The sequence below is a fragment of the Streptomyces sp. NPDC031365 genome, from assembly GCF_055569765.1.
This window is the reverse complement of sequence record NZ_JBVIIM010000020.1, coordinates 14,554-41,099: the sequence shown is the minus strand read 5'-3', so window position 1 is coordinate 41,099 and position 26,546 is coordinate 14,554. Positions and strand designations below refer to the sequence as shown.

Below are 26,546 nucleotides of genomic sequence, written 5' to 3'. Positions count from 1 at the left end.
GCCAGGGGTCAGCGTTCAGGGTGCCGTGGCCGGCGATGACGCGCGGGGTGACGGTGAGGGCGGTCGTGCCGTGCGGGCGGTCAGGGACGGCGGCACGGCATCCTGAGTGCCGTGGACGATGCGCGTGAGCTCACCGAGGACGAGGTGAACGACCTGCTGAGCGACGACGACCGCGACTCCGGTGGGCAGGACGACGAGTACGAGTGGGTGCGGTGACCGTGCCGGGTGCGGGGCCTGGGGAGCGGTCGGCCCCGGCGGCGGCCCACGGGGGGAGGGCGGCGCCGGGGCCGAGTGCGGACACCCTGAACGCGGGGTCAGGTGACGGGGATGACGTAGGCGCGGGCGAAGTGGGTGCCGATGTGCGCTTCGTGGAGGTGTCCGGCGATGGCGCGGTCGCCTTCGACGCCCATGACGACGTGGATGTGGGCGAAGCCGTTGCGGATCTCGCCGGTGCCGGTCATCTCGCCGGGCAGGTCGTACTTGGTGATGGTGTCCTTGAGCGCGTCGCCTTCGGGCATGGTCGAGACGGTGAAGGAGTCGGCGGCCCCGATCAGGGAGACGATCGCCGCGTCGGTGATGCCTGCGGCGGCGGCCTGGCGGTTCAGCTCGTCGACCAGCTCGCCGGCGGGGACTTCAAAGACGATCATGCAGGACTCCGTCCGATCATGGGGCTCAGCTCCCGCAGCATGACCGAGGAGCACCATCGGGCGCCAGAGTCCCGGGGGTTGAGGGCCTCCCTCGCGAAGCGCGTGGCGAGGAAGTCCGCGCGGTGGCAGTACGCGGCGGGCTGGGAGACGATCCGACCGGCCGTCGTCCAGTCCACGGCGCAGACGCGGGAGGTCACGGCCGTCATGTAGAGGTGGCGGACCTCCTCGTCGTGGGCCAGGACGCGGGCGACTTGGTTGGCCTGGCCCTGGCCGGGCAGCTTGGCGAGGATGCCTGCGGCGTTGACGCGCAGGATCGGTACGTCGCCGTCCAGCATCCACCGGCGCAGGTTCGCCGTGGCGGCCTTGTCCGTCAGCGACGCGGTGACGATGTCCGAGCCGTGAGTGGTCTGCACTTGGGCCAGGGGGACTGGGTCGCTCCCGGCGATGCTGGCCGCCATCTCGGTGGTGAGCGCGCCGTGCGTGACGGCCAGGGCGGACAGTCCCAGGAAGGCTCGTCGGTTCACGCGGTCGAGCGTAGCCTCCGCCTCCAACTGTTCGACAGGGACGCCCAGTACGCGGGACAGGTGCCCGATCCAGTGCTTGCCGGGGATGACCTTGCCCGTCTCCCATCGCTTGACCGCGTCACGGCCCGGGGCGCCGGTGGAGTCACCAGCGGCCGCCCTCGCTTTCACCCACCGGCTGTGAGCCCGGCTCGAACGACCCGCTGGCTCAGCCCAAAGTCCGGGCATGTGCCAGCACATCGGACGGGGCCTTGGCCACCGAGCCGGTGTCGAAGGGCGGTTCGGGGTCGTACTCGGTGTAGAGCTGGATCGCCTGGGCGGTCACCTCGTCGGTGAGCAGCGCGACCAGCCGGACGGCCATGTCGATGCCCGAGGACACCCCCGCCGAGGTGATGACACGGTCGTGCCGGACCACGCGCTCGGGGGTGTAGACGGCGCCATACGACTCCAGTTCGGCAGTCCACTGCCAGTGCGTGGTGGCGGTCAGTCCGTTCAGTAGCCCGGCCGCGGCCAGGACCAGGGCGCCGGTGCAGACCGACGTGGTGAAGCGGGTGCCGGCGTGAATGCGGCGCACCCACTCCAGGAAGTCCCGGTCGGCGGTCATGGTCCGGCGGCTGTCTCCGCCCGGGATCAGTAGCACGTCGCAGCGTTCGACGTCGGAGTAGCGGGTTGGCACGTGTACCGGCAGCGAACCCAGGGCATCCTGAACGGGACCGGGCCGGTTCGTGACGAACCGGACCGTGGCGCCGGGTGCGTAGGCGAGTATCTCGTACGGTCCGATCGCGTCGAGTGGCTCGAACCCGTCGAAGAGCGGTATCACGATGTCCATGCGCGCAGCGTAGCGATGGTGACCAGTTAGTAAGCAGGGGTGAGTCCTGGATCCGTTCCTGCCGCTGCGGACACCCCGAGCGGTGTTGGCTGCCGGGGTTCGCTTCGTGTCCGATGGCACGTATGTGTCCGTGGTCCGGGGCCACGGCGGAGGGTCCCGCGTCCTTGGTTGTCCGGGCCAGTCTGGGCGCTCCGATGCCGGTGTCCATCGCTCTGGCGGGCTCGGAGCCGGCCGGTGGACATGTCGGAGACCAATTGCCTGAAACACCTTCCCGCGCCGTGCTCCTCCCAAGTCTTCTCGGCGGTGAAGTGGAGGCCCTCGACGACGATGGCCTTCATGCCGCAGGTGTCGTCCCAGGGCAGGAGACGGGTCGGGGCGTCACGGTGAGCGGCGTGGCCGGTGAGGTCTCAGGAGAAGCGGCGAGGCTCTCTGGCAGGGCCGCCGTGCGGGTCCAGGCGCCAGGTGCCAGGCGGCGAGGTGGTCGAGGTTCATGTCCCGGTCCGGCAGCACGACCACGCCTGGGTGTATCGAGCGCGTAGGCGCCGCCTCAGGACGGGTCCGCCGGGTCTGCGGGGGCGAAAGAGTACGTCGATGACCGCGCCGCAGGTGCCGCACGCCACCAGGGCGACGAGCAGGACCTGAGGGACGGCCGGAGGCGGCGGGGTACTGGTGGCTTGGGTCCACGCGCGGGCGCGCAACTTCTCATCAACGCGTCGTCGTCTCTCTTCTCACTGGTCTCAGGTCGGGGCCTCGGCGGGGAGATCCCGGGCCGTCGGGCAAGGCTAAGATTATGAATCGGGAGCCTGCTGCGAGGCTCAGACTGCCCTGCGAAGCTGTCGAAGGCAGATATCGGGCATGCCAGTTCCAGCAGGCTTTAACGGCCAGTGAGACCCCTGCCGTTGCGGGGGTGACAGGTAGCGTGCGGGGCTCGTTCGGTTGTTGCCACGCGTGCAAGGTCAGGGTGTCGGACTAGGGTCCACCTCCATCGAGAGGTACGGCAACTGGCGAGGCGTCTACAACCGGCTGCGAACGTGGGCCACGATGGCACCTGGGAGCGGGTGTTCACCGCGCTGGTCGCACAGGCCGACGCTGACGACGACCTCAACTCGGCTGTCTCGGTTGACTCGACCATCGCGCGCGTACACCAGCCAGCGGCCGGAGCCCTTCGGGCTAGCCCTCTGCATGATCACCCACCGCCACGTTCAACGGCTTTGATAGGGACAGTCAACGTCCACTCAGACCGCGCCGGGGCGGGCGGTGGGGGTGGAGCGCAGGGCGATCTGCCGGTGGGCGCGGCGCGCCATGGCGCGCACCACGGCCGGGTGGAAGGGGCGTACAACAGCCCAGTAGAGGCGGCCACGCCGGTTGTGCAGGGTGACCAACGTGGTGAAAGTGACGTGCCCGTCGTCTGTCAGCACCGAGATGCGGAAGTCCAGGTGTTCCTCGTCGCTGCCCACCATCAGCTCGCGGTCCTCGTCCCGGGCTACTACCGCGAAGGCGTCGTGTCCGGAGGCCGGGCGGATGCCGAGCGGCCCGACCAATGCGTTGCGGACCATCAGCAGGCCGCGTACCACTGCGGGGGGCTGCAGGAACTCTTGCAGCCAGAGCTCGGAACCGGACGGCATTGCTGGGTGCAGAGGGACCTGGAAGGCGTCAGCGAAGTCGACCCGCCGCAAAGCGCCGGGCAGCAGTCGTGAGTCGGTGGGGGGATCGACCTTGCACGGCCGGCGCCAGCGCAGGCCGTGCAGCAGGCGTACCCAGCGTGAGTGCCGAGCGGGACGGGCCACTCTGTCTCCCGCGCCGTGCTGGAGGTTGTCCAGGACCTCCTCGACAATAGTGTCGTGCAGGTGGCGCACCACGAGCGGCCAGCGCAGCAGGTCCGCGCCGGGGGTGCCGATGAGCATGTCGTGGCGGGCCAGGCAGCGTTCGTCGTCCAGTGGATGGATGGAAAGCTCGTGGTAGCCCGAGCGCGGCGCGCAGAACCGAAAGCGAATCCGGGCCCCGGGCTCGTACTCCTCGACGGTGTAGCGGATGCCGGCATGGCCGCCCGTCGCGCCGACGCCCAGTGGGCGGTCGAGTCGCATGGGGGGCCATGCCGGGGCGGGCCAGATGGGATCGTCCGTGGCGGAGAGGCGGTCGAGCAGTGCGCCCGCCCTTTTTGCCGGGGCGTTGATCAGACGCTCGTGCGTATTGCGGACCATGCGCATCGGTGCTCCCGGAGTGCGATGCCTTCCATACGCTGCCGTATGGTTTTCCGTACGCTACCGTATGGTCGTGCCTGCTTCGAAGAGCCCCCGTAAGCCACGCCTGACGGCCCAGGACTGGGCGGACGCCGCCCTCGCCGCTGTCCGCGCAGGGGGCCTGGCCGCCGTCGCCGTGGAACCGATCGCAGCTCGACTGGGCGCGACCAAGGGCAGCTTCTATTGGCATTTCAACGGCCGGGACGCGCTGGTCGAGGCCGCCCTAGCCCGCTGGGAGGAGCGCGAGACCGAGGCCGTGATCGCCGCGGTCGGCGAGGACGGCACACCCCGGGAGCGGCTGAGGCGATTGCTCGCCATCACCAGCGCGGCCGCGGAGCGCGAACCGGACGCGATCGAGCTGGCGCTGCAGGCCGACGCGGCTCACCCGGCCGTCGCCCCGGTCCTGCGCCGGGTTACCGAACGCCGGATCGCGTATGTGGAAGGCCTTTTCGCGGAGTACGGGTATGACGACGGCGAGGCGCGCCGACGGGCGCTGATGGCCTACGTCGGTTACCTCGGCCACGAGCAGCTTGCCCACTCCGTTCGCGAGCTGCTCCCGCGCGGCGATGCTGCCCGCGCCTACGCGGAGTCGGTGCTGTCCATCCTGCTGCGGCCGTAGGCCGGTCTTGACCGCGGCCGAGCAGCCGCCGGCTGGAGCAGGCGGCGAGGGTGCTGAAGGCTCCAGGTACAGCACCGCCCTCGTCATGTCGGACGGCCTGTGCGCGGGTACTGACCCGAGAAGGCGCGTCTCGGGTCAGTACGTGACCGCTTGCTTCTTCCGCGCGGCCGGACCGGCCCAGGCCGCTCACAAGCTGGTGCCGCATCAGGCAACGTTCGCCCTGTAGTGAGGCCCCGCCTGTCAAGGGCTTCGGCCGCTGGCGATAATCGACCGATGAGCGCCATCGATCGCCCTGTGCCGCCCCTGAACGCCGACGAGCGCACGACGCTTGAAAGCTGGCTCGACTTTCACCGCACCACACTGGCCATGAAGTGCGAGGGTCTGGACGATGAGCAGGCCGCCGTCGCGTCCGTGCCGCCGTCCGGCTTCACGTTGACCGGCCTGGTCCAGCACATGGCGGAGGTGGAGCGGAATTGGTTCCGCCGTGTGCTCGCCGGAGAACAGGCCCCGCCCATCTACGACCCGCAGGCCGACCCGGACGGCCCCGACGGCGGCTTCGACCTTGCTGCGGGCGCCGCCCTGAGTGACGCCCTCGCCACCTGGCACGCGGAGATCGCCCGTGCCCGCGAGCACTGTGCCGACCGTGCTCTGGCCGATACGGGCTGCTTCATGGAGCAGCCCGTCAACCTCCGCTGGATCTACGTCCACATGATCGAGGAGTACGCCCGCCACAACGGCCACGCCGACCTGGTCCGGGAACGCATCGATGGCGCCACCGGCGTTTAGCGTTGGATCAGGCAGCGTTAGCCCTGCCGATGACAGCGCGTAGGCGTTGGTCGTCAGCGTGGCGGTTTCGCCAGATGATGTAGCGGCGGATCATGCTGCCCTGTTCCTTGTGGCTGGCGTGGTCGGTGCCGTCGAGGGTGAAGTAGCGCAGGGCGGTGAACTGGGCCTCGATGCGGTTGAGCCAGGAGCTGTTGGTGGGGGTGTAGGCAATTTCGACGTTGTTCGCCGCGGCCCAGGTGCCGACGCGTTGGCACTTCTTGGTGGTCAGGTGCGGGGAGAAGTTGTCGCAGATGATCGCGATACGGACCTGGGTCAATCGAGCGGTGTAACTCGGGTTGTTGAGGGTTACTGGCGTGCTGCGGAGAGTCGGCCGTCGAAGGTGATGTCGAAGGCGTTCAGGGCGGTCTTCCAGCGCATGGTCCAGCGGGCCTGGCCCTTGCCGGTGGGGTCGAGGGACGTGATCGCCATGTAGACGCCCGGCGGGTCTGTAACTGGGCGCCTACTGCCCCGCCGGTCTGTCGCTGTTTCGGCCGGCACCGCCACACGTGGTTGGCGCCTCGTCACCCTTGCCGCGGTCGCCCGCGCGGGGAAGCGGCGAGAAAGGCCGATGCCCCCGTCCGCTCCCGGAGGAAGGGATGAGGGCCCCGGCCGCGCGGGGTGGGTTCGCTCCGGTGTCCGGAGGGGACGTCAGAGGGCCGAACCCGCCTTCCACTGCTCCCAGCTCATGTTCCAGCCGTTGTAGCCGTTGTCCGGGGCGATGGTCTTGTCGCCGGTGTTCTGCACGACGACCACGTCACCGACGATCGAGTTGTCGTAGAACCAGGACCCGGGCGTGTTCGGGTCGCCGGCACCCTTGGCGTCGGCCAGGCCCACACAGCCGTGACTGGTGTTGACGCTGCCGAAGATGGACTTGGCGCCCCAGTAGTTGCCGTGGATGAAGGTGCCGGAGGTGCTCAGCCGCATGGCGTGCGGCACGTCCTTGATGTCGTACTCGCCCTTGCCGTCGGCGCCGGTGAAGCCGACCGTCGCGCCGTTCATCCGGGTCTCCTTGAACTTCTCGGAGATCACCATCTCGCCCTCGTACGTCTTGTTCTCGGGCGCCCCGGCGGAGATCGGGATGGTGCGGACGGTCTTGCCGTCCTGCGTGACCTTCATCTGCTTGGTCTCGGCGTCGACGTAGGAGACCTGGTTGCGGCCGATCTTGAAGTTGACCGTCTTCTGCTGGACGCCGAAGACGCCCTCGGCACCCTCGACTCCGTCGAGCGCCAGCTTCAGGGTGACCGTGGAACCCTCCTGCCAGTACTCGTCGGGCCGGCAGTCCATGCGGTTGGCGTTGAACCAGTGGCAGGCGACCTCCTGACCACTGGTGGTGGAGACGGTGACGCCCTTCTGGACGGCGGCCTTGTTGGTGATCGCCTTGTCGAAGTTGACCGACACCGGCATACCGACGCCGACCGTGGTGCCGTCGTCCGGAGTGAAGTTGCCGATGAAGCTGTTGGCCTGGGAGACCGTGGTGAACGACGCGTTCTCGTGGGCGGCGAGGCCCTCGGAGTCCTCGGCGGTGGCCGCCACCTTGTAGGTGGTGGCACGCTCCAGCTGGGCACTGGGCTTCCAGCTCTTCTTGTCGGCGGATATCTCGCCCGCGACGGCGGTGCCCTCGGAGGTGGTCATCTTGACCTGGGTGAGCGTGCCCTTGCTCACGGTCACGGCCGCGGAGTTGTTGACGGAGGCGTTGCTCGAGCCGTCCTTCGGCGTGATCTTGATCTGCGCCTCGGAGGAATTCTTCGCCGCCGCCTCGTCGACCTGCGCCTGCGAGGTGTCCTTGCCGTCGCCGCCGGAGGCACCACCGTCACCGCCGGAACACGCCGAGAGCACCAGCACTCCGCCGAGCAGAGCGGACGCGGCCGCCAGACCCCTGCGCCGCTTACCGTCCGTCATCACACGCTTCTCCATCGTTGCCGAATCCCAACCCCACGAGTCCCCGGCGCGAAACCGCGGGGCCCGTCCACAATCCTCAACGCTACGACCGGGTGATCCGGTTCCCCATCACCCGCGGGGCTCACCACGTCCGGGTTCGTGGCCGGCAGGGAGCGCAGCAGGGTGTCGAGGGCGGCCGGCCTGGTGACGGACAGGTGTTGGTGCAGGCCCTCTGCCGTGCGGGCGATGCGGGCCCTGAGCTCCAGGCGGGGGAGATCGGCGGTGACCTGGGCAGTGAAGGAGGCGGCGTCGAAGTGGGGGCAGGCGGCCTGCAACTCTCCCCCGGTACGGGCGATCCGGCCGGGGCTCAATGCCCGCTCCTCATGGCCACTTGGGAACTCATCCATCCTAGTGGTGGTTCGATCCGGAGACGGGCGGCTCGGCAGTGATTCCCCGTCCGGCCCCAAGCCCTTGCACGTCCGGAAGTGGACATGCGGGGCCTGTGGCATCGTGCTCGACCGCGACCACAACGCAGCCCGCAACGTCCTCTTCGAAGGACTCCGAATCGTCGCCGCCGGACGGGCGGAGACGCTAAACGCCTCGTGGAGCGCCGGTAGGACCAGGACGAAAGTCCCGGCACAGCGCGTTGAAGCAGGAAGCCCCCGGAAGGGGCAGCCGACCCAGGCCGGAATCCCTGGACTTTGGGCCAGGGAGCACGTCAAGTTGCTTCAGTCGCTGTTGCCCTGCAGAAGCCCTTCCGGCCCGGAGCGGGGGGAGCCGCTCCGGGCCAGAAGGTGGATCGGTCGTTCTCGAGCTGCGGCCTGTCAGTAGCTGGTGGTGACTGTGACGCCGGAGAAACTGTCCACGGCGTGCAGGCTGATGTAGTTTGCGCCGGCCTGCGGGTTGTTGACCGTCAGAGTATGGCTGTTGCCGGTGCCCGTGGCGCGTTGTGTGTAGCTGGTGGTGCTGGCCCAGCCGGTGTTGCTGTAGTACAGGTCTGCGTCACCGGTGCCGCTGGAGGTGGTGATCCTCAGTTGGGTCGTGCCGGCCGGTACGTAGAGGTACAGGTAGGCGTAGTTCCCGGTGGTGGCTGACTGGTTGCTCCGTCGGCAGTTCTGGCCCAGCTCCCGAGTGTCGGTGCCGGTGCACTCGGTGATGCCACCACCGCTGCCGACCGTGACGGTACGGGTGGCGGAAGCAGTGGCGCCCTTGTCGTCGGTGACGGTCAGTTTCACCGTATAGGTGCCGGCGGTGGTGTACGTCGTGCTGGGATTGGTGGCGGTGGAGGTGGTGCCGTCTCCGAAGTTCCAGGACCGCGACGCGATGGTGCCGTCGGAGTCGGTGGACTGGTCGGTGAAGGTGACCTTCAAGTCCTGTACGGCGGTGGTGAAGGCGGCGGTGGGAGCCTGATTGCCCGGTGGGTTGGTCCCTCCACCGCAGTCGCCGGCCGCGCAGCCCGCCAGCCAGGTGTACCAGTCGTTGTCGTAGCGGGTGCCGATCGTGCCGGTCAGGTAGGTGCGGGCGGCGTTCCAGTCGCCGGCACGGTAGTGGCCGAGCACCTTGTCCATGTCGGCGCGGTGGTTCTCGAGCATGTATCGCACGGCCAGGTAGCCCCAGCGGTAGACGCGGGTGGTGTCGTGGCTGTACGTGGTGTCGAACAGCGTGCTCAGGGAGTAGGTACGGCGGCCGGCCTCGGTCATCGCCGCTGTGTAGGGGACGCCGCGGTAGGAGTAGGAGACGTACTCGGCGAAGCCTTCGATCCACCAGATGGTCGGGGTGGTGATGTTGGCGGTGAAATCGCCGTACATGTCGAAGCGACCGTCGAGGTAATGGGTGTACTCGTGGTTCAGGTTCCAGATCTGGAAGTCCGGGCGCAGCCACTCCGCCTCGTAGGCGATGAAGCGCGGCTGGTTGCCGGCAGCGGCCGGGTCACCCTCCAGGTACATGCCGCCGTTGTTGGTGTCGATCCCGTACATCGCGCCGGCGTACGTCTGGTAGTCGGTGCTGGAGTCGTACACCACGACTTCGATCGTGTTGTTGTTGTCGCCCGCGACCGGCCCGTTGTCCCGGGTTATGTTGTGGAAGTAGGCGTCCTGGCTGCGCAGACTGTTGCAGCTGGAGGACAGTTCGCCCGAGGTCATCTGCTGGGCCAGGATGCGGATGCTGGAACTGCAGGTGTAATTGACCCGCAGCACCTCGCTCTTCAGGCGAGCCTGAAGGTCACAGGTGTTGTAGTAGGAGCAGTTGGCTTTGTCGTAGTAGTCCGTCATCTCCGCGACGCCCACCCACAGTGGGGCGGTGCGGCCGGTGATCGCGCTTTGGTTCAGCAGGCCGGCGGCCAGGGGACGAACCTTGCTTCGCAGACTCGTGTGCTGCAGGAACCGGCCCAGTTCGCGTCCGGCGTTGGAGGTCAGGTACGACTGGTCGGTGCCCAGGAGCGCGATGTGACCGGAGGCGAAGTTGTGCAGGGCATCGATCACACTGGGGTCTGCCTGGACGGTACTGACGAACTCGGGCACTTGGTGGCCCCGGAAGGTCACCGTGTAGACGTTGTTGACAGCGTTCAGCATCCACCAGGAGGAGTTCCAGGAGGAGTTGTAGTCCGCCAGCAGGCGCTTGACGATGTACAGGTAGCGGGCGTTCTCCTCGGAGCTGTCGATCAGGGTGACTGCTTCGGCCAGGGTCTCGCCGTTGGCGTCGGTGACGTCCCGGGAGCGGGGGCTGGCGAAGAACGCGTCGAGGCCGGAGCGGATGGCAGTCTTCAGCGTGCTGCCGTAGGTGCCCACCGTACCGGCGTTGTAGTAGTGGACGTAGTAGCCGGCGCGCAGGTAGAGCACGAGCTGCGGCATACCGGTGCTGGAGTTGCCCGGGTAGGACGCCGAACCGTCGCGCACGGCATACGCGACGCTGGTCATCTGCGCTTCACGGAAGGCGTAGTAGGCGTCGCTGCCCGTGAGGCTGAACAGCGTGTTGACGCAGTCGGTCGTGGACGTCTTGATCTGCTGCACCAGCGCGCTGCCGGTACGGGAGGTGAAGTCGGAGACGTTGCAGGCGGCGGCCGCAGCGCCGGCCTTCTTCCCGGCGGCACCCTTGGCTGCCGTATCGATCGACTTGGAGGGGACCGGCGGCTTGCCGTGCTCCGCGTACGACTTCTTGAGTACGTCCTTGCTCGCCGCCAGCGGCGGGAGCACGGAAGCCTTCTGACGTCCCTTGGCGACGTGCTCGGTGTCCGCGGTGGTCGACTGGGCCACGGGCGGGGGAGCGGTGTGCTTCCCGTTCGCGGTCGCGGCCTGTGTGACGGGCACCGGACTTCCGCTGCGGGCGCTGGCCGGCTGCGCCAGCAGACCGGCGCCCATGGCGATGGTCAGGGCCAGCGGCAGCGCCGCGCCCAGACTTCGCCGGACGAGTGACTTTCTCACTACGCCTCCCGTGAGGGTTTGAGCCACGCGGTGCGTGGCCTATGGGGGTGAGGAGGTACATGGATCGGGACGGGCCACGCCGTTGATCAAATGGGGCACGTCTGATGCGTGATTGGCATGACCACAACCTGTGAGGTGTACCATTGCACAGGTGACATGTTGCATGGAAGGCGTTCGGGTGAATCCAGGGTTGCCAATTGATCCACGGATGCCGGAACTTGACGCGCAGCAGGGGAGACGTGCGGCCTTCTGGGCAGTGGGTTTGAGCGTGCAGACGGGACTCGTCGGCGACGGCTGACGAGGTGCCGGGTTGTCGGCGACGCCGAAGAACCGTCGGCTTCATCGGCCGAACAGATGCCGGTGTGGGTGATGGCAAGGAAACCGGGGCCGCGAGAAGCACGGTCCGCAGGGCGATCGCGGACGACGCCGCCGAGGTATCGGCGGGCGCCGAAGGACTCGGCGTGGACGCTGTCGAGCCACAGATTTGTGAACTGCTCGAACAGTGGCCGGAGATGCCGCCGACAATGATCGCCGAGCGCATCGGCCCGGACCGCGGGCCGGCCGTGCTCGGGGATCCGGGCGGGGCGGCCAGTGAGACCTGTGGTTCTGCACGTCGGCAGCCAGCGCGGCTTCGGCCAGGTCGGACGGCCGCCGGAGCTGGTGATGGTTGCGGGCTGTTCGCGGTGGATCACCGCCGGGTCCTGCTTTCCGGACCGGCGGCCCGGCCCGATCGCCGGGCGCTGGCGGCTGCCGACCGGGTTGGAGGCTGTCCCGCGGGTGCGGGTTCGGGGCAACAAAGGGTTCGGCTGGCTTCTGACGGTCCTCAACTGGCCGATGTCCGCAGGTCTGCCGGGCGACAGGGCTTGGGCTCGACGGCGATGAGGGCGTGGGGTTCGCAGGACAGGGTCATGGCGATCATGTCGCGCTGGTGCATGCCCGGAGAGCGTGGCAGGTCCGCCAGTCGGCTCACTACGGCATCGGCACGGCCTCCGAAACAGCCGGCGGCAACGATCGCAGTGCAGCGACTGGCGAGGTGTAACCCGTTACATAGTAATGTGACATTTTATAGGGGTCCAAGGCTGTGTCGTGCTGGAGGACCACGTCCTGCGTCCCCTTGCCGCTGATCGACCACCTAAGGAGCGCTCCGTGCCCCCCGACGCCACTGCCCGCCCGCATACCGGCAGTCATGACCTGCCCGTTTCCGCAGCACTGGACTCGTTCATACGCACCGGTTGGGCGCCCTCCCCGCTCCCTGAGGACACCCGGGTACCCGGTTACACCGATCTGCCGGCCCGCCGTGAACGGCTCTCGGCCCGCTTTCCGGGTCAACGGCTCGTCGTACCCTCCGGTGTCCTCAAGGTCCGTTCCAACGACACGGACCACCGTTTCCGCCCGCACAGCGCCTACGCCTGGCTGACCGGCCTGACCGGCGAGGACCAGCCCGGTCATGTGCTGGTCCTCGAACCGACGGGGTCCGAGGGCCATGAGGCGGTGCTCTATGTCCGCCCCCGCTCGCCGCGCGACAGCAGTGGCTTCTACCGCGACCGCCGCTATGGCGAGTTCTGGGTGGGCCGCCGGCCAGACATGGACGAAACGGCGTCGCTGACCGGCCTGCGCTGCGAGCACCGGGACGACCTGCCCAAGTTGTTCACCGGCCCGCGCCCGCCTACCCGCCTGGTAACCGGCGTCGATCCAGCGCTGGACGGTCTGGTGACCCGGGAGAGCCGTACTCCGGCCGGAGACTCCGGGCTGGAGAGCGCATTGGCGGAGCTCCGGCTCGTCAAGGACCCCTGGGAAGTCGGCCAGCTCCAACTGGCCGTTCATCACACCACGGTGGGTTTCGACGACGTGGTCCGCGCCTTGCCGCGGGCCCTGCGGCATCCCCGCGGCGAACGCTGGATCGAGGGTGTGTTCAATCTGCGTGCACGGGCCGAGGGCAACGGAACCGGCTACGACACCATCGCCGCATCCGGCGCCCACGCCTGCGTCCTGCACTGGATCCGCAATGACGGCGCACTTGACCCCTCTCAGCTGCTGTTGCTGGATGCGGGCGTGGAGACCGACACGCTCTACACGGCCGACATCACCCGCACCCTTCCGCTGTCCGGACGCTTCTCCACCGCCCAACGCGATGTCTACGAACTGGTCCTGGCCGCCCAGGACGCCGCCATCTCCGTCCTGCGGCCCGGCGCACGGTTCCGCGACTTCCATCAGGAGGCCATGCGCGTCATAGCCGAGGGTCTGTACGAGTGGGGCATCCTGCGCATACCCCCAGAGAGGGCGCTCGCCGAGGACAGCGGCCTGTACCGCCGCTACACGCTATGCAGCAGCGGGCACATGCTCGGCATCGACCTTCACGACTGCGCGCAGGCACGCGCGGAGACCTATCTGGACGGCGTATTGGAGGAGGGCCACGTCCTCACCGTCGAGCCCGGTATCTATCTCCAGCCCGATGACGAGACGCTGCCGCTGGAACTGCGTGGCATGGGCGTCCGCATCGAGGACGACCTGCTGATCACCGCAGACGGCGCGAAGCTCCTCTCGGACGCCCTGCCCCGTAACGCGACCGACGTGGAGGAGTGGATGGCCCGGCTGCTGGAGCATTGACCGGCGACCGTACCGGAAAGCACGGCCCTCAGGGTGCCCCTGAGAGCTGTGCATCTCGCACCCCACTCCCCCTCCGTTCGAGTGCCGCCCCATGGGCGGCGGCACTCGAACGGAGACCAGCTCGTATCCGGCAGTGTCCGTACGGCCCTCCGCCCGTGAAGGGCCGACGAAACTCCCGTCGTCGTTGTGCCGTCCGACCAGGAGGTATCACCATGCTCCGCTGATCGGCCTTCCGAAAAGAGGGTCTGAGTCTTGCGATGTGACATGTCACCCTCCATATTGTTCCCTGTCATGTCCCCGACGCCGGGCGTTCATGGCCGCGTCGAGCGCGGCGCGCTCTCCGCCCGGCGTCCGCTCCACCACAGGGAGGTGCTCCATGCACGGTGTTCCGTTACGGCTGTCGGGGCCGATAGGGGCGGCGGTGACCGCTCTGATCGCCACGCTCCTTCTCGCGCCGACGGTTTCGGCCAGGGAAGATGTCCCGGCCCGGCCGGGCCCGAACGCACAGCAGAAGGCCGCGGTGGCCCAACTGGTCGAGGACTACGGCGTCTCGGCCGCGGAAGGCGAGCGCCGCATCGCGCGGCAGGATGAACAGGCCGCTCTCGCCACCGAACTGCGCGAGAAACTGGGAGCGCGATTCGGTGGGGCGTGGGTGGACCACGAGCGAGGGGGGAGACTGAGGGTCGCGGTGACCGAGAAGTCCTCGGCATCGGTCGTGAGCACCTTGGCGTCGGGGAAGGCTGCGGTCGAGGCCGTGCCTGTCGAGCGCAGCATGAGCGAGTTGCAGAAGATGTCGGACTCGCTGGGCAAGCGGATCGCCAAGGCGAACAAGGGAGTGCGGCACGGCCTGCAGTCCGCGGTGGTGACCGAGAAGAACGTACTGCGACTGGACCTCCCGCGAGGAAGGAAGCTGACGGACGAGCAGCGGCACGTCGTGCGCTGGGCCAAGCAGAAGTTCGGCAACGCACTGGTCGTCGACAGCTACCGGCACGCGTCCCGGCCGGTGTACTGCGGCGGCCAGTACTCGTGCGACCCGCCGCTGCGCTCGGGACTGGCCATCTATGGCGGCAATACCCGATGCACCAGCGCCTTCATGGCCTATGACCGCTACGGCTACTACATGATGACCGCCGGGCACTGCACCGAGGCCGCCTCCTACTGGGAGGTGCCGACCTACAGCTACGGCTACCAGGGCGTGGGCAGCACGGCGGACTACCACTTCGGCTACTACGGCGACTATGCCATCGTGCGGATCAGCGACACCGCCTTCTGGCAGCCGCGAGGCTGGGTCTACACCACTCAGCCCATCCGGAACTGGGACTACGACTATGTGGGCCAGTACGTCTGCAAGCAGGGCTCCACCACCGGCTACACCTGCGGACAGATCACTGACACCAACGCCACCGTCCACTACCCCGGACGCACCCTGACCGGCATGACCTGGAGCACGGCGTGCGTGGCACCGGGAGACAGCGGCAGCGGTGTCTATAACGGATCCACCGCACACGGCATCCTCAGCGGTGGCCCCAACAGCGGATGCGGCATGATCCACGAGCCGATCGGTCGAGCTCTGTCCTCCCTGGGAGTCAGCCTGTTGGCCGGCTGACCAGGAAGGCGCTGTCGCACGAGAAGCGGGACGTGTGACGGCACACTCGGCCGAAGAGCCGGGCAGGCGTGGATGTTCCTGCATTCCGCCCCCACATATTGGCGGCAATATGCAATGTCACCTGTCGCATTGCATGCCGAGGCCGGCAGCCCGGAGCCTCTCCGGGATTCCTCCGGGCTGCCGGGTCCAACCGGCCGTGTCTTCCGCACGGCCGCTCCTTCCCCAGGAGGCAGTGCGTGAAAAGAAATCTCGAGCGACCACATCTCGTGAGACTGAGCGGGCTGATATTGACCCTGTGCCTCGGGACAGGGCTGCTCGCCGCTCCGAGTCACGCCGCTCCGGTTCCCGCCGTCCAACAGGCGACCGGACAGCATGCCCGCGAGGATGTGCCGCCCCAGGCTTCGCTGCAGACAGGTTCGGGAGAAGATCCTGAGCACGTCCGCGGCGAGCCACTGAAGGTCGAGGAGCGGGCACCGCTTCCGTCGACCACGAATGCGCTGCGGCGGGACTACGACGACCCGGCCTCCCCTGCACCGTTTCAGAGGCCGTCCATGCGAGCACTCCCGGAGGAGGCCGGGGGCAAGGCGAAGGCGTCCGCTCCCGCGGACTGCGACCCGAAGGCTTTCACCAGCCGTTCGGGGCACGCCTTGGTCCAGCAGATCAAGGCGTCCACGACCGACTGCATCGACACGCTGTTCAACCTCAGCGGGAGCGACGCACACCGAGCCTTCCGCGAAGACCGGATGACGAGCGTCGCCTACGCACTGCGGGACGGCTCCGCCTCCTACCCGGGCAACAGCAGCACCGGCATGCCCCAACTCATGCTCTATCTGCGCGCCGGCTACTACGCACACTGGCACGACGAAGCCACGGGGGGTGCCTACGGCCCGAAGCTGCGCACTGCCATCCGTGCCGGTCTCGACGCGTTCTTCGCCAGCCCCCGCTCCCGGGACGTCAGCGACGCCAACGGCGAGACCCTGGCCGAAGCAGTCACCCTGATCGACAGCTCCGAGGAGAACGCCCGCTACCTGTACATCGTCAAGCGCCTGCTGGCGGACTACAACTCCTCCTGGAACTCCTCCTGGTGGATGCTGAACGCTGTCAACAACGTCCACACCGTTCTCTTCCGCGGCCATCGGATACCCGGCTTCGTCAACGCGGTGTCCTCCGACCGGAGCATCCTGGAGGCCCTGTACGACTTCGCCTCCTCGCACAGGAACCTCCTCGGTACCGACCGGAGCTACCTCGCCTCCAACGCCGGACGTGAGCTCGCCCGGTTCCTGCAGCACGCATCGATGCAGAAGACGGTCCGGCCGCAGGTGGCCGCGCTATTGGGCAAGAGCTCCCTCAAGGGCGCCACCGCTCCGCTGTGGGTCGGCATCGCCGAAATGACCACCAGCTACGACAAGTCCCGATGCGGCTACTACGGCACCTGCAACCTCCAGCAGCGCCTGGCGGCCAGCGTACTGGTGATCAACCACACCTGCAGCGCCAGCCTTCGCATCCGCGCACAGGAGATGACCTCGGCGCAGCTGGCGTCCACCTGCCGCAGCCTGGCCAACCAGGATGCCTACTTCCACAGCATCGCCAAGGACAACGGGCCTGTCGCGGGTGACCGCAACACCAGCCTGGAAGTGGTCGTCTACAACAGCAGCACCGACTACCAGACCTACGCCGGTGCCGACTGGGGCATCAACACCAACAATGGTGGCATGTACCTCGAGGGGAACCCCTCCGCGGCCGGCAACCAGGCCAGGTTCATCGCCTACGAGGCCGAGTGGGTGCGCCCGGACTTCCAGATCTGGAACCTCAACCACGAGTACACGCACTACCTCGACGGCCGCTTCAACATGTACGGCGACTTCAACGCCAACGTATCGACTCCCACCATCTGGTGGATCGAGGGCTTCGCCGAGTACGTGTCCTACTCCTACCGCAACCTGCGCTACGACGCCGCCATCACCGAAGCAGGCAGGCGCACCTATGCGCTGAGCACGCTGTTCGACACCACCTACAGCCACGACAGCACACGCGTGTATCGATGGGGCTACCTCGCCGTGCGCTACATGCTCCAGTCCCACCGCGCCGAGATGGACACCGTCCTGGGGTACTACCGCGCCGGCAGCTGGAACACTGCCCGCGCCTACCTCACCGGGAGCATCGGCACACGCCACGACAGCGACTGGTACAACTGGCTGTCACGGTGCGCGGCCGGCGACTGCGGAGGCTCCACCAACCCGCCGGGCAACCAGGCGCCGACCGCGGCGTTCGCCGTCTCCGTCAGTGGCCTGACAGCCGACTTCACCGACCGCTCCACAGACTCCGACGGAACCATTGCTGCACGTTCATGGAACTTCGGCGACGGAACCACTTCCACCGCGACCCATCCCGTCAAGAACTACACAGCTCCGGGCACCTACACCGTGACGTTGAAGGTCACCGACGACAAGGGCGCCACCAGCACCGCAACCCAGAGCATCGGCGTCGGCGGTGCAAACCCCACTCCTGAGTGCACGGGCAGCGACACCCGGGAACTCGACCGCAACTGCAAGCGAAGCAACCTGTCCGCGACTGCGGGGAACTACACCTACCTCTACATCTACATCCCCTCCGGCGTCCAGCAGTTGAAGATCACCTCGTCCGGGGGCACCGGCAACGCCGACCTCTACTACAACAGCAGCACCTGGGCCACCACTTCCAGCTACACCAGCAGGTCCACAGGCGCAGGTAACAGCGAGACACTCACCATCACCAATCCGGCCGCCGGCTGGAACTACATCAGCCTGGCTGCCGCGGCGGACTTCTCCGGAGCGACGGTCAAGACCGAGTACTGAGCCCTGATTCACCGCCGACCGTCGGGGCGGGCGCGATCCTTGCGCCCGCCCCGGCTTCTGCTTTTGCTCCCCGGGAGGATTCAAACCTCCCCACCCAGGAAGACATGTGACATATTACTGTGGTGCTCGTGAGGCGCCTCGCGATGACATCGCCATCAGCCCGAGGTGCGTCGGTACCACGTCCCCCTGCTCCCGCTGCGGAACCGGTACCGGCGCGAACAGACGGCCTCCATGCCCGTCCAGAGGTCCCCCTGCATCACGACTTCATCCCGGAAGGCCCCTCCTGTGAACATCCACCCCGGTCCGATGGCCAACAGCGTGGTGCTCTCACGCAACCCCGCCGACCCCGGTGACGTGCTCGTCGAGCTGTACGGCTGCAGCCCTGACACCGCCACACGAGCCGTGCAGCGGGCCGCCCGCGCCCAGGCCGCATGGCTCACCATCGGTGCCGCCGCGCGGTCTGCGGCCCTGCACCGGGCCGGAGACGCCCTCGAGGCCGCGTACGAAGAACTGACCGGACTCTTGGTCCGAGAAGTCGGCAAGCCGCTCACCGAGGCCCGCGAGGAACTCGCACGCGCGGTGGCGATCTGGCGCTATTACGCCCAGCTCCCCCAGGACGCTCCCAGAGCGGCGCACGAGCCGACCTCCGGGCCAGGGCTCCTGCTCACCCGCCGACGTCCGCACGGCGTCGCTGGATTGATCACCCCGTGGCAGTTCCCGCTGGCCGCGCCGTCCTGGAAGGCGGCACCGGCCCTCGCGGCCGGCAACACCGTGGTTCTCAAGCCCGCGCCGGAGGCCACCGCGTGCGCCCTGCGCCTGGCGGAGATTCTCAGGGGAGTCCTCCCTGTGGACGTCCTGCAGGTTGCTCCCGGAGGCGCCGAAGTCGGGGCCACCCTGGCCGGCCTGGTCGATGTGGTCTCCTTCACCGGATCTCCCGCTGTCGGTAGTGCGGTGGTACGCGCCGCGACGTCCCGCGGCGTACCCGTCCAGGCGGACATGAGTGGTTACAACACTGCCGTGGTCCTGCCGGATGCCGATGTAGTACGCGCCGCCGCCGACATCGCCATGGCGGTCGTCGGCTATGCGGGCCAGAAGCGCACCGCCACCAAAAGAGTGATTGCTGTGGACAGCGTCCTGCCGAAGCTGCGCGAGGCGTTGAGGCAGGCTCTGCGAGCTCTGCCCGCTCGTGATCCGAACACGACCGACGCGGTGTGCGGCCCTGTCATCTCCAGAATGGCTCGTGACCGTGTCATCCACCTCAGGGACAGCGCTCTCGCTTCGGGAGCACATGCACTGGCGGGGAACACCCAGGGTGGCCGGAGGGAAGCACCGGGTTGGTATGTCGACCCCGTGCTGCTGGAGAATGTGCCCGGCCACCATGACCTGAACCGCCGTGAGATTTACGGCCCCGTCGCGGTGTTGTCAGGGGCGGCGGACTTCGACGAGGCGATCCGGGCCGCGAACAGCGGCCGCCACGGCGTGGTGTCCTCACTGCATACGAGCGATCTGGAAAAAGCGCTTTTGGCGGTGGACCGCCTGGACACGGCGATGGTGCGGGTGAACGCACCGACCACCGGCGTCGAGTTCCTTCTCCCCTTCGAGCGGGAGAAGGATCCGTGCAGAGTGCGGGAGAAGGAGCGAGCCACGATGGACTTCTACACCTCTACCCGAACGGTGTCCCTTCTGCCCACTGCGTCGGCCTGAGCTCGCCACAAGAAGGGGACCCGACCTTACCGGTCGCACCGGGCGGGGCGCGTGGATGTGGCACAACGTGACATTGTATAGTGAGGTAACAAATCCACGGAGGGGAATCCATGAGCGAGCTGAAGCCCCGCACACTCATCTCGGTACAGAAGCACCTGCGTGACCAGGTGGCCAATGCCCTCCGCGCAGCACTGATCGCGGGCGACCTGAAGCCCGGGGTCATCTACTCCGCACCCACCCTCGCGGCCGAGTATGGCGTCTCCGCGACTCCTGTACGCGAGGCCATGCTGGATCTGGCACGTGAAGGCATGGTCGAGGCCGTACGCAACAAGGGGTTCCGCGTCACCGAGCTGTCCGAGCGCGACCTGGACGAGTTCACCGAGATTCGTTCCCTCATCGAGATCCCGACCGTTGGCAGGGTCACCCGGTCGGCCACGCGGGAAGAGCTGGAGGCCCTGCGCCCCGTGGCCGAGGAAATCGTAGCCGCCGCCCGCGCCGGCGACCTCATCGGCTACTTGGAATCGGACCGCCGCTTCCATCTCGGCCTACTCGGCCTCGCCGGCAACTCCCGTCTTGTCGAGACGGTGGCCGACCTGCGCAAACGCTCCCGACTCTACGGCCTGACCGAGCTCGCGGAAGCCGGGGCGCTGGTGGCTTCCGCTCAGGAGCACACCGCACTGCTCGACCTCATGCTGGCCGGAGACGCCGCAGCGGCCGAGGAACGCATGCGCCATCACCTTGCGCATGTCCGGACCTTGTGGGCAGCACGGAAGCAGGAGAAGGCCGTAGAACGCACCTCCTCAGTGAGGAAGCTGGGCGCCCGTTGATCTCATTGCCGGCAGCCGACCGTGGCTGACAGGACGAAGTGATCGGTCCGCAGATTCCGTCAGGCCCTCGACCGGCCGGCGCGTCACGGCTGTTCCCTCGAGGAGGCTGCGCGGAGGAGGCTGCGCAGAGACTTCCGCTTCAAGATCCACCGGCAGTCCGCCACCTCACTGCCGCCTTATGGACGGTCATGTAAGGATTTGGAGTGGGCAGCCCCCTTTCGTCAAGGTCGGGGTCATCGCCGACTTGTCCATCAGCCGTGGGGCTTGATGTCAGGGCGGAACGGTCATCTGATGGGCCACCCTCCGTCCTTCTGCTCATGCTTGCTGCTTGCGTCGGTGTGCCGCGACGGCGACGACCAGGTCCTCCCACGCCATGCCGCTCGTCTTCACGACCATGGGGCGATCGGCGCGGACGGTTGCGCCCGAGCCGAGCAGATCGGCCATGGTCACCAGTGAGCTCGGAGCGAGCCTGCCCTCCTGGACCGCCAGAACGACATCGCCGGCCTCACGGAGAGCGACGTCTCGGCTCTCGACGACGACCGTCGCCCGTCCCATGAGCACGCCGTCGAGTTCGCGCGCCGACGGCTCATGGGAGCCGACGGCCAGCACGACCGCGGAGTCGCGCACGAGGTGTCCACCGAGGACCGGTTCGCGGGCGGAGGTCGCCGTGACGACGACGTCCGCGCGGTGAACGCGGCCGGCAACCGCCGCGTCCTCCGCCGGCAGATGGCGGTTCGCCCACACCGGGGACACGCCCCCACGACGTGTGATGACCGTCACATCGATGACCGGCACATGTGCCCGGATCGTGCGGACGTGTCCCTCCCCCTGCGGACCCGCGCCGAAGACCACGAGCCGCAGCCCGCCGGTGGAGGAGTCCGCGAGAACGCGCAGCCGGTCCAGACAGGCTCCGACCGAGACGGCGGGGGTGCGCAAGGTGGTCAGTGCGACCCCGTCGAGGAGGGCGAGGGGGGTCAGTGTCTCGCTGTCGTGCAGGAGATAGGTCGCGTTGATCCGTGGCAGGCCGCGTGCGGCATTTCCAGGAGCGACCGTCGCGACCTTCACCCCGAACCAGCCGCCGGCCTCCGACGGCATGAGCAGTCCCTGGCCGTTGGCCAGCGGAACGAAGGCGCGGGGCACGTCGTCATCCGGATCGAGCCCCGCCGCCAGTGCGTCACGGACCGCCGCGACGGCGGCGACCGGACCGAGCGCGAAGACGTCCTCGGCGTCGAGAACCGCGCTCACCGCAGCACGAACCCGGGAAGGAGCACGTCACGGGGATCGACGGTGAACCGGCACGTGCCGACCGCGTGAGCCGTGCCCGTCACCGCCGTGACGACCGCCGGGATTCCGTGTGCCGTGGTCTGCTTCGCGATCCGCGCGCGGAACGCGGAACCCACCACGGACTCGTGCAGCAACTCGTCACCGGGAAGCAGTTCTCCGGTGCCGGCGAGGAGTGCCACCCTGGCCGACGTGCCGGAACCGCACGGAGACCGGTCGACCTCACCATCGGCGAACACCGTGATGTTGCGCTGGTGCAGTCGCCGGCTGCCGTCGGCCCGGAACACCGGAGGGCGGACCTCCTCGGTGAAGACCGTTCCGTAGACGCCGGACAGTCTGGCATCGCCCGGGTGTTCGGCAGCGCCGGCGGCGTTGAGGGCGTTGCGGATCTCGCGTCCCGCCGCGATGAGCTGCGTGACGTTCTCCGGCCGGACCCGCAGACCGACCGCCTCCGCCGGCAACACGGCGTACATCGCGCCGCCGAAGGCGATGTCCGCGGCGACCGTTCCGTGCGAGGTCGCCACGTCGACTCCGCGGGCGTGGACGTAACCGGCGACGTTCGTGAACGTCACGTCCTCGACCAGGCCCCCGCTGGTACGGACACTCGCCGTGACACGCCCCGAGGGCACATCGATCACGACGTCGGTGACACCGTCGTCAGGGGCCGGGACCCCGCCCGAGACCACTGCCCAGGCCCCGAGAGCCATCGTGCCGTGACCGCACGCGGTCGAAAATCCGTCCTTGTGCCAGAAGAGGACGCCCAGATGGGCTCCGTCGTCGTCCGGTGGCACCAGGAAGCCGCCGTACATGTCCGCGTGGCCGCGGGGCTCACTGCACAGCAGCGCCCTCATCCATTGCGCCTCGTCGCTCGCCATCGCGACGACCCGGCGTTCGGCGACGGTGAGCCCGTCACCGTTCACCGCGGCGGGACCGTCCGGCACGATCCGGAACGGTTCACCGCCGGTGTGCCAGTCGATCGTCCCGATCGGCTCCGTCGTTCTCGTCAACCCGTCACGCTCCCAGATATGCCTCGACGACCTGTGGGTCGGCGCGGAGTTCGGCGGCCGATCCGGTCGCCGCCACCCGGCCGGATTCCATGACACAGCCGCGGTGAGCGACCTTCAGCGCGGCCCGCGCGTTCTGCTCGATGAGCAGCACCGCGGTGCCCGCCTGGTTGATCGACACGATGGCGTCCATGACCTGGGCCACGATCAGGGGCGCCAGGCCCATCGACGGCTCGTCCAGCATGATCAGCCGGGGCCCGGCGACCATCGCCCGGCCGATCGCGAGCATCTGCTGCTCACCTCCGGAAAGCGTTCCGCCCTGCTGGTCACGCCGTTCGGCCATGCGCGGGAACAGTGCGTAGACCTGGTCGATCCGCTTGTCGATCGACGTGCTGTCGCGCACGGTGTAGCCGCCGATCTGCAGGTTCTCGTGCACCGTCAGCCGCGAGAAGATCCGTCGTCCCTCGGGGACGTGCACGATTCCGCGCTCGACGATCGACCAGGGCGTCGCCCTCGTGATGTCCTCCCCGAACGCCGTGACGGTCCCGGCCCGGGGCCGTACGACTCCGGAGACCGCCGAGACGGTCGTGGACTTTCCCGCGCCGTTGTTGCCCAGCAGGGCGACGATCTCGTTCTCGCGGACGGTGAGGTCGAGGCCCTTGAGGGCTTCCACCTTGCCGTAGGCGACTTCCAGTCCCTTGATGTCGAGGACGGTGTTCACCGTTCTACCTCCGTCGTGCCGCCCGGGCTCGCTTCGGCCGCGATGCGTTCGGCCTCCGCGTGAGCCTCCTCGTCCTCTGCTCCGAGGTAGGCCTCGATGACCGCCGGGTTCGACCGGATCTTGGCCGGCGTGCCGTCGGCGATCTCCCTGCCGTGGCTCAGTACGACGATCCGTTCGGACACTTCCATGACCAGCCCCATGTCGTGTTCGATCAGGACCACCGCGATCCCGAGGCCGGCGATGCACCGTATGAGGTTGAGCAGGCGTGCCTTTTCCCCGTGGTTGAGCCCGGCCGCCGGCTCGTCGAGCAGCAGCATCCGGGGCTCGCGCGCCAGTGCCCGCGCGATCTCGACGCGCCGCTGCTCTCCGTAGGGAAGGTTGCGGATCCGTGCGGTCCGGTCGTACCGCATGCCGACGAAGTCGAGCCACTTGTGCGCCTCGTCGGTGGCGGCGTCCTCGCCTCGCCAGTAGCGCGGGGTGTGCAGCATCGCGTCGAGGAAGTTCTGCTTGATGCGGACGTGCATACCCGCTCGCACGTTGTCCAGCACTGTCAGGTCGCCGAAGAGCCGGAGGTTTTGGAACGTCCGTGCAATCCCGCTCGCGGCGATGCGGGCCGGCCGCTTTCCGGTGATGTCGATGCCGTGGAACGTCACGGAGCCCGCGGACGGCTTGTAGAAGCCCGTGACGCAGTTGAAGGCACTTGTCTTGCCGGCGCCGTTCGGACCGATGACCGAGAGCACCTCTCCCTCGTGGACGGAGAAGGTGAGGCCGTCGACGGCACGCACTCCGCCGAACGAGACCGCCATGTCCTTTACGTCGAGGAGCACCTTGCTCACGACACACCTCCCCGTGCCCGGCGTCCGCGCCGCCTTCCCGGCTCGCCCGTACGGGCCGGCAGCAGTCCCTGCGGGCGAAAGACCATGACGACGATCAGCAGCAGGCCGAAGATGAGATAGCGCCAGTTCTCGGCGCCGCGCAGCAGTTCGGGCAGCAGCGAGATGGCAAGAGCTCCGACGACGACACCCGGCGTGGAGCCCATACCACCGAGGACGACGGCCATCAGGATGAGCGCCGACCACAGGAAGTTGAAGCTTGGCGGAGAGATTGCCGTCTGGTGTGCCGCGAACAGCACGCCCGCGATGCCGCCGAAGACCGCGCCGGCGATGTAGGCCGCGAACTTCACCTTGTAGGTGTGGATGCCCATTGCCTCGGCGGCGTCCTCGTCCTCGCGGACGAACCGCCACGCCCGGCCGATCCGGCCGCGTCCGAGCCGGCTCGAGAACAGCACCGCGGCACACACGACGACCGTGGTGACCCAGTAGAGCGTGATATCGGCGCGCAGGCCGACATCACCGAAACCGGGGATGCCGTACAGCCCGTTTGGGCCGCCGGTGAAATCGAGGTTGTTTGCCGTGATGCGGATGATCTCCCCGAACCCGAGGGTGACGATGGCCAGATAGTCACTGCGCAGCCGAAGCGTGGGCCCGCCGATGACGAGCCCGCCGACGACCGCTGCGACCACGACCACGGGGACGGTCGCGATCATCGGCCACCCGAAGGCCGTGGCCAGAAGACCCGAGGTGTACGCGCCGATCGCGAAGAACGCGGCGTATCCGAGGTCGAGCAGCCCGCAGAAGCCGACCACGATGTTCAGCCCGACCGCGAGCAGAACGAAGATGAGCGCGTCCACGGCGATCCGGATGACATAGGTGCCGGAGTTGAGATACGGCAGCGCCAGCGCGGCGACGGCCACGCCAAGGGCGAGCCACTTGCTCGCCAGGAAGTCCGACACCGCCTCCGCGGCCACCGCGCGGCCCGGTTTCGGGGTTCCGGCCCCCTGGCCGGCGAGCGCGACGTTCGCGGGTGCGCGCTCCTCCACGACGGCGGCATACACCGAGGCTTCCGCGTCGGCACGCAGGGTGGGCTCGTCGTTCATCACACACGCTCCGTGACACGCTCGCCGAGCAGCCCTGTCGGGCGCACGGTCAAAAAGAGGATGAGGAAGCCGAACGCGAAGACATCACGCCACTCGCTGCCGAGGTAGGCGACTCCGAACGACTCCAGCAGACCGAGCACGATCGCGCCGAGAACGGCTCCGCGCAGGTTGCCGATACCGCCGATGACGGCCGCGGTGAACGCCTTGAGCCCGATGATGAAGCCCATCAGGAAGTCGATTTTCCCGTAGTACGCGCCGGCCATGACCCCCGCCGCGCCGGCCAGGGCCGACCCGAGGAAGAACGTCCGCGAAATGACCTGGTCGACGTTGACCCCCATGAGCAGGCAAGCTTTGGGGTCCTGGGAGACGGCCCGCATCGCGCGGCCCGTCCGGCTCTTCCGGACCAGAGCGTCAAGAGCGATCATGAGGACGACCGCGATGGCCGTCATCGCCAACTGCGCCTGGGTGATCTGCGCGCCTGCGATGTTCAGCGTGCCACCACGGACTTCGATCTGGTACACCTCAGGCGTCGGCCCGAAGGCGACCGCGATGCCGTACTCGAGCGCGAAACTCGCGCCGACGGCGGTGATGAGAACGGACAGCCTCGGCGCGCTCCTCAACGGCCGGTAGGCCACCCGTTCCAGGACCATGCCGAAGGTACCGGTTGCGATCATCGCGACGATCATGATCACGATGAGCGCGACGAGTCCGCCGCCGAGTGCACCGGCACTGACACTGAGCATGGTGAAGCCGGTGAACGCCCCGAGCATGTAGAGGTCGCCGTGGGCGAAGTTGAGCAGTTTGATGACCCCGTAGACCATCGAATAGCCGAGTGCGACCAGGGCGTAGAACGAGCCGACGAACAGACCGCTGAGCACGAGTTGCAAGTGGTTCATGCGTGTTTCCCGGTATGTGAGGGGAAGCAGCGGCGCGGGGGGGGGGGGGGGGGGGGACCCCCCCCCCCCCCAGGCCCCCGTTGAGGGCGAAAGGTTTGCCCCTCGCGAGAAGGAGGTTTCAGACCCCCACCCCCCCCATGTGTTTGACGGTT

The 26,546-nt window shown here is 67.9% G+C and carries 20 protein-coding genes and 2 pseudogenes; 8 read left to right on the top strand and 14 right to left on the bottom strand.

What is annotated here, in order from left to right; all coding sequences use genetic code 11:
- Positions 1-314 precede the first annotated feature (314 nt).
- The 4 genes from ACZ5C2_RS26080 to ACZ5C2_RS26065 form a co-directional block, all read right to left on the bottom strand.
- Positions 315-647 (bottom strand): PCC domain-containing protein, encoded by a 333-nt coding sequence (locus ACZ5C2_RS26080; protein ID WP_402147940.1) that lies wholly within the window; start codon positions 645-647, stop codon positions 315-317.
- Positions 644-1,339: a hypothetical protein gene (locus ACZ5C2_RS26075; RefSeq protein WP_468795590.1), complete on the bottom strand. Its 696-nt coding sequence runs from the start codon at positions 1,337-1,339 to the stop codon at positions 644-646. The genes ACZ5C2_RS26080 and ACZ5C2_RS26075 overlap by 4 nt, the downstream gene beginning before the upstream one ends.
- A gap of 37 nt (positions 1,340-1,376) precedes the next feature.
- Entirely contained in the window at positions 1,377-1,997 is a 621-nt protein-coding gene (locus ACZ5C2_RS26070; protein WP_468795587.1) for a DJ-1/PfpI family protein, read from the bottom strand.
- Positions 1,998-3,232: 1,235 nt separating this feature from the next.
- Positions 3,233-4,198, bottom strand: a complete 966-nt coding sequence (locus ACZ5C2_RS26065; RefSeq protein ID WP_468795584.1) for a DUF2867 domain-containing protein — start codon at positions 4,196-4,198, stop codon at positions 3,233-3,235.
- Between the two features lie 67 nt (positions 4,199-4,265).
- Between ACZ5C2_RS26065 and ACZ5C2_RS26060 the strand changes: the two genes are divergently transcribed.
- Both ACZ5C2_RS26060 and ACZ5C2_RS26055 read left to right on the top strand, forming a co-directional pair.
- The gene (locus tag ACZ5C2_RS26060) at positions 4,266-4,856 is read left to right on the top strand and encodes a TetR/AcrR family transcriptional regulator (protein WP_388241693.1); all 591 of its coding nucleotides are present in this window, start codon (positions 4,266-4,268) and stop codon (positions 4,854-4,856) included.
- A gap of 273 nt (positions 4,857-5,129) precedes the next feature.
- Complete coding sequence (locus tag ACZ5C2_RS26055) at positions 5,130-5,642, top strand: DinB family protein (protein WP_468795580.1); 513 nt, start codon at positions 5,130-5,132, stop codon at positions 5,640-5,642.
- 7 nt (positions 5,643-5,649) lie between these two features.
- Here the strand turns inward: ACZ5C2_RS26055 and ACZ5C2_RS26050 are convergent.
- The 3 genes and pseudogenes from ACZ5C2_RS26050 to ACZ5C2_RS26040 all read right to left on the bottom strand — a co-directional run.
- Positions 5,650-5,952, bottom strand: a pseudogene (locus tag ACZ5C2_RS26050) (IS630 family transposase); the annotation flags it as partial.
- A 35-nt stretch (positions 5,953-5,987) separates the two neighbouring features.
- A pseudogene (locus ACZ5C2_RS26045) lies at positions 5,988-6,116 on the bottom strand (IS256 family transposase); the annotation flags it as partial.
- A gap of 213 nt (positions 6,117-6,329) precedes the next feature.
- Positions 6,330-7,580 (bottom strand): L,D-transpeptidase, encoded by a 1,251-nt coding sequence (locus ACZ5C2_RS26040; RefSeq protein ID WP_468795577.1) that lies wholly within the window; start codon positions 7,578-7,580, stop codon positions 6,330-6,332.
- Positions 7,581-7,805: 225 nt separating this feature from the next.
- Here ACZ5C2_RS26040 and ACZ5C2_RS26035 point away from each other — a divergent pair, with 225 nt between their 5' ends.
- A complete protein-coding gene (locus ACZ5C2_RS26035; RefSeq protein ID WP_468795574.1) occupies positions 7,806-8,390 on the top strand; it encodes a zinc ribbon domain-containing protein in 585 nt (194 codons plus the stop codon).
- Here ACZ5C2_RS26035 and ACZ5C2_RS26030 read toward each other — a convergent pair.
- Positions 8,384-10,978 (bottom strand): collagenase, encoded by a 2,595-nt coding sequence (locus tag ACZ5C2_RS26030; protein WP_468795571.1) that lies wholly within the window; start codon positions 10,976-10,978, stop codon positions 8,384-8,386. The genes ACZ5C2_RS26035 and ACZ5C2_RS26030 overlap by 7 nt on opposite strands.
- A 1,146-nt stretch (positions 10,979-12,124) precedes the next feature.
- On the opposite strand from ACZ5C2_RS26030, the gene ACZ5C2_RS26025 reads away from it, so the two are divergent.
- The 5 genes from ACZ5C2_RS26025 to ACZ5C2_RS26005 all read left to right on the top strand — a co-directional run bounded on the left by ACZ5C2_RS26025 (position 12,125) and on the right by ACZ5C2_RS26005 (position 20,556).
- A complete protein-coding gene (locus tag ACZ5C2_RS26025) occupies positions 12,125-13,585 on the top strand; it encodes an aminopeptidase P family protein (RefSeq protein WP_468795568.1) in 1,461 nt (486 codons plus the stop codon).
- A gap of 421 nt (positions 13,586-14,006) precedes the next feature.
- Positions 14,007-15,191, top strand: coding sequence for a S1 family peptidase (locus ACZ5C2_RS26020; protein WP_468795565.1), 1,185 nt, complete (start codon positions 14,007-14,009; stop codon positions 15,189-15,191).
- 236 nt (positions 15,192-15,427) lie between these two features.
- Positions 15,428-18,025 carry a collagenase gene (locus ACZ5C2_RS26015; protein WP_468795562.1) on the top strand — a complete coding sequence of 866 codons (2,598 nt, stop codon included), beginning with the start codon at positions 15,428-15,430 and terminating at the stop codon, positions 18,023-18,025.
- Between the two features lie 306 nt (positions 18,026-18,331).
- Complete coding sequence (locus tag ACZ5C2_RS26010) at positions 18,332-19,729, top strand: aldehyde dehydrogenase family protein (protein WP_468795559.1); 1,398 nt, start codon at positions 18,332-18,334, stop codon at positions 19,727-19,729.
- A gap of 110 nt (positions 19,730-19,839) precedes the next feature.
- Positions 19,840-20,556, top strand: coding sequence for a GntR family transcriptional regulator (locus ACZ5C2_RS26005; RefSeq protein WP_468795556.1), 717 nt, complete (start codon positions 19,840-19,842; stop codon positions 20,554-20,556).
- A gap of 315 nt (positions 20,557-20,871) precedes the next feature.
- Here the strand turns inward: ACZ5C2_RS26005 and ACZ5C2_RS26000 are convergent, their stop codons facing one another.
- Genes ACZ5C2_RS26000 through ACZ5C2_RS25975 form a run of 6 tightly spaced genes read right to left on the bottom strand, consistent with a single transcriptional unit; the run spans position 20,872 to position 26,394 of the window.
- Positions 20,872-21,801, bottom strand: a complete 930-nt coding sequence (locus ACZ5C2_RS26000) for an ornithine cyclodeaminase family protein (protein ID WP_468795553.1) — start codon at positions 21,799-21,801, stop codon at positions 20,872-20,874.
- Positions 21,798-22,844 carry a proline racemase family protein gene (locus tag ACZ5C2_RS25995; RefSeq protein WP_468795550.1) on the bottom strand — a complete coding sequence of 349 codons (1,047 nt, stop codon included), beginning with the start codon at positions 22,842-22,844 and terminating at the stop codon, positions 21,798-21,800. Before ACZ5C2_RS25995 ends, ACZ5C2_RS26000 begins: the two co-directional genes overlap by 4 nt.
- Before the next feature lie 4 nt (positions 22,845-22,848).
- Positions 22,849-23,562 carry an ABC transporter ATP-binding protein gene (locus tag ACZ5C2_RS25990; RefSeq protein ID WP_468795547.1) on the bottom strand — a complete coding sequence of 238 codons (714 nt, stop codon included), beginning with the start codon at positions 23,560-23,562 and terminating at the stop codon, positions 22,849-22,851.
- On the bottom strand, positions 23,559-24,398 hold the full coding sequence (locus ACZ5C2_RS25985; RefSeq protein WP_468795545.1) for an ABC transporter ATP-binding protein: 840 nt from the start codon (positions 24,396-24,398) through the stop codon (positions 23,559-23,561). The genes ACZ5C2_RS25990 and ACZ5C2_RS25985 overlap by 4 nt, the downstream gene beginning before the upstream one ends.
- Positions 24,395-25,498 carry a branched-chain amino acid ABC transporter permease gene (locus tag ACZ5C2_RS25980; protein WP_468795543.1) on the bottom strand — a complete coding sequence of 368 codons (1,104 nt, stop codon included), beginning with the start codon at positions 25,496-25,498 and terminating at the stop codon, positions 24,395-24,397. Before ACZ5C2_RS25980 ends, ACZ5C2_RS25985 begins: the two co-directional genes overlap by 4 nt.
- A complete protein-coding gene (locus ACZ5C2_RS25975; RefSeq protein WP_468795541.1) occupies positions 25,498-26,394 on the bottom strand; it encodes a branched-chain amino acid ABC transporter permease in 897 nt (298 codons plus the stop codon). The genes ACZ5C2_RS25980 and ACZ5C2_RS25975 overlap by 1 nt, the downstream gene beginning before the upstream one ends.
- Positions 26,395-26,546 lie beyond the last annotated feature (152 nt).

Excerpts from the sequence above, each read along its gene's own strand:
- ACZ5C2_RS26080 (WP_402147940.1), bottom strand. The coding sequence starts at position 647 with ATGATCGTCTTTGAAGTCCCCGCCGGCGAGCTGGTCGACGAGCTGAAC.
- ACZ5C2_RS26070 (WP_468795587.1), bottom strand. The coding sequence starts at position 1,997 with ATGGACATCGTGATACCGCTCTTCGACGGGTTCGAGCCACTCGACGCG.
- ACZ5C2_RS26065 (WP_468795584.1), bottom strand. The coding sequence starts at position 4,198 with ATGGTCCGCAATACGCACGAGCGTCTGATCAACGCCCCGGCAAAAAGG.
- ACZ5C2_RS26060 (WP_388241693.1), top strand. The coding sequence starts at position 4,266 with ATGGTCGTGCCTGCTTCGAAGAGCCCCCGTAAGCCACGCCTGACGGCC.
- ACZ5C2_RS26055 (WP_468795580.1), top strand. The coding sequence starts at position 5,130 with ATGAGCGCCATCGATCGCCCTGTGCCGCCCCTGAACGCCGACGAGCGC.
- ACZ5C2_RS26040 (WP_468795577.1), bottom strand. The coding sequence starts at position 7,580 with ATGACGGACGGTAAGCGGCGCAGGGGTCTGGCGGCCGCGTCCGCTCTG.
- ACZ5C2_RS26035 (WP_468795574.1), top strand. The coding sequence starts at position 7,806 with ATGCGGGCCCTGAGCTCCAGGCGGGGGAGATCGGCGGTGACCTGGGCA.
- ACZ5C2_RS26010 (WP_468795559.1), top strand. The coding sequence starts at position 18,332 with ATGGCCAACAGCGTGGTGCTCTCACGCAACCCCGCCGACCCCGGTGAC.
- ACZ5C2_RS26005 (WP_468795556.1), top strand. The coding sequence starts at position 19,840 with ATGAGCGAGCTGAAGCCCCGCACACTCATCTCGGTACAGAAGCACCTG.
- ACZ5C2_RS25980 (WP_468795543.1), bottom strand. The coding sequence starts at position 25,498 with ATGAACGACGAGCCCACCCTGCGTGCCGACGCGGAAGCCTCGGTGTAT.
- ACZ5C2_RS25975 (WP_468795541.1), bottom strand. The coding sequence starts at position 26,394 with ATGAACCACTTGCAACTCGTGCTCAGCGGTCTGTTCGTCGGCTCGTTC.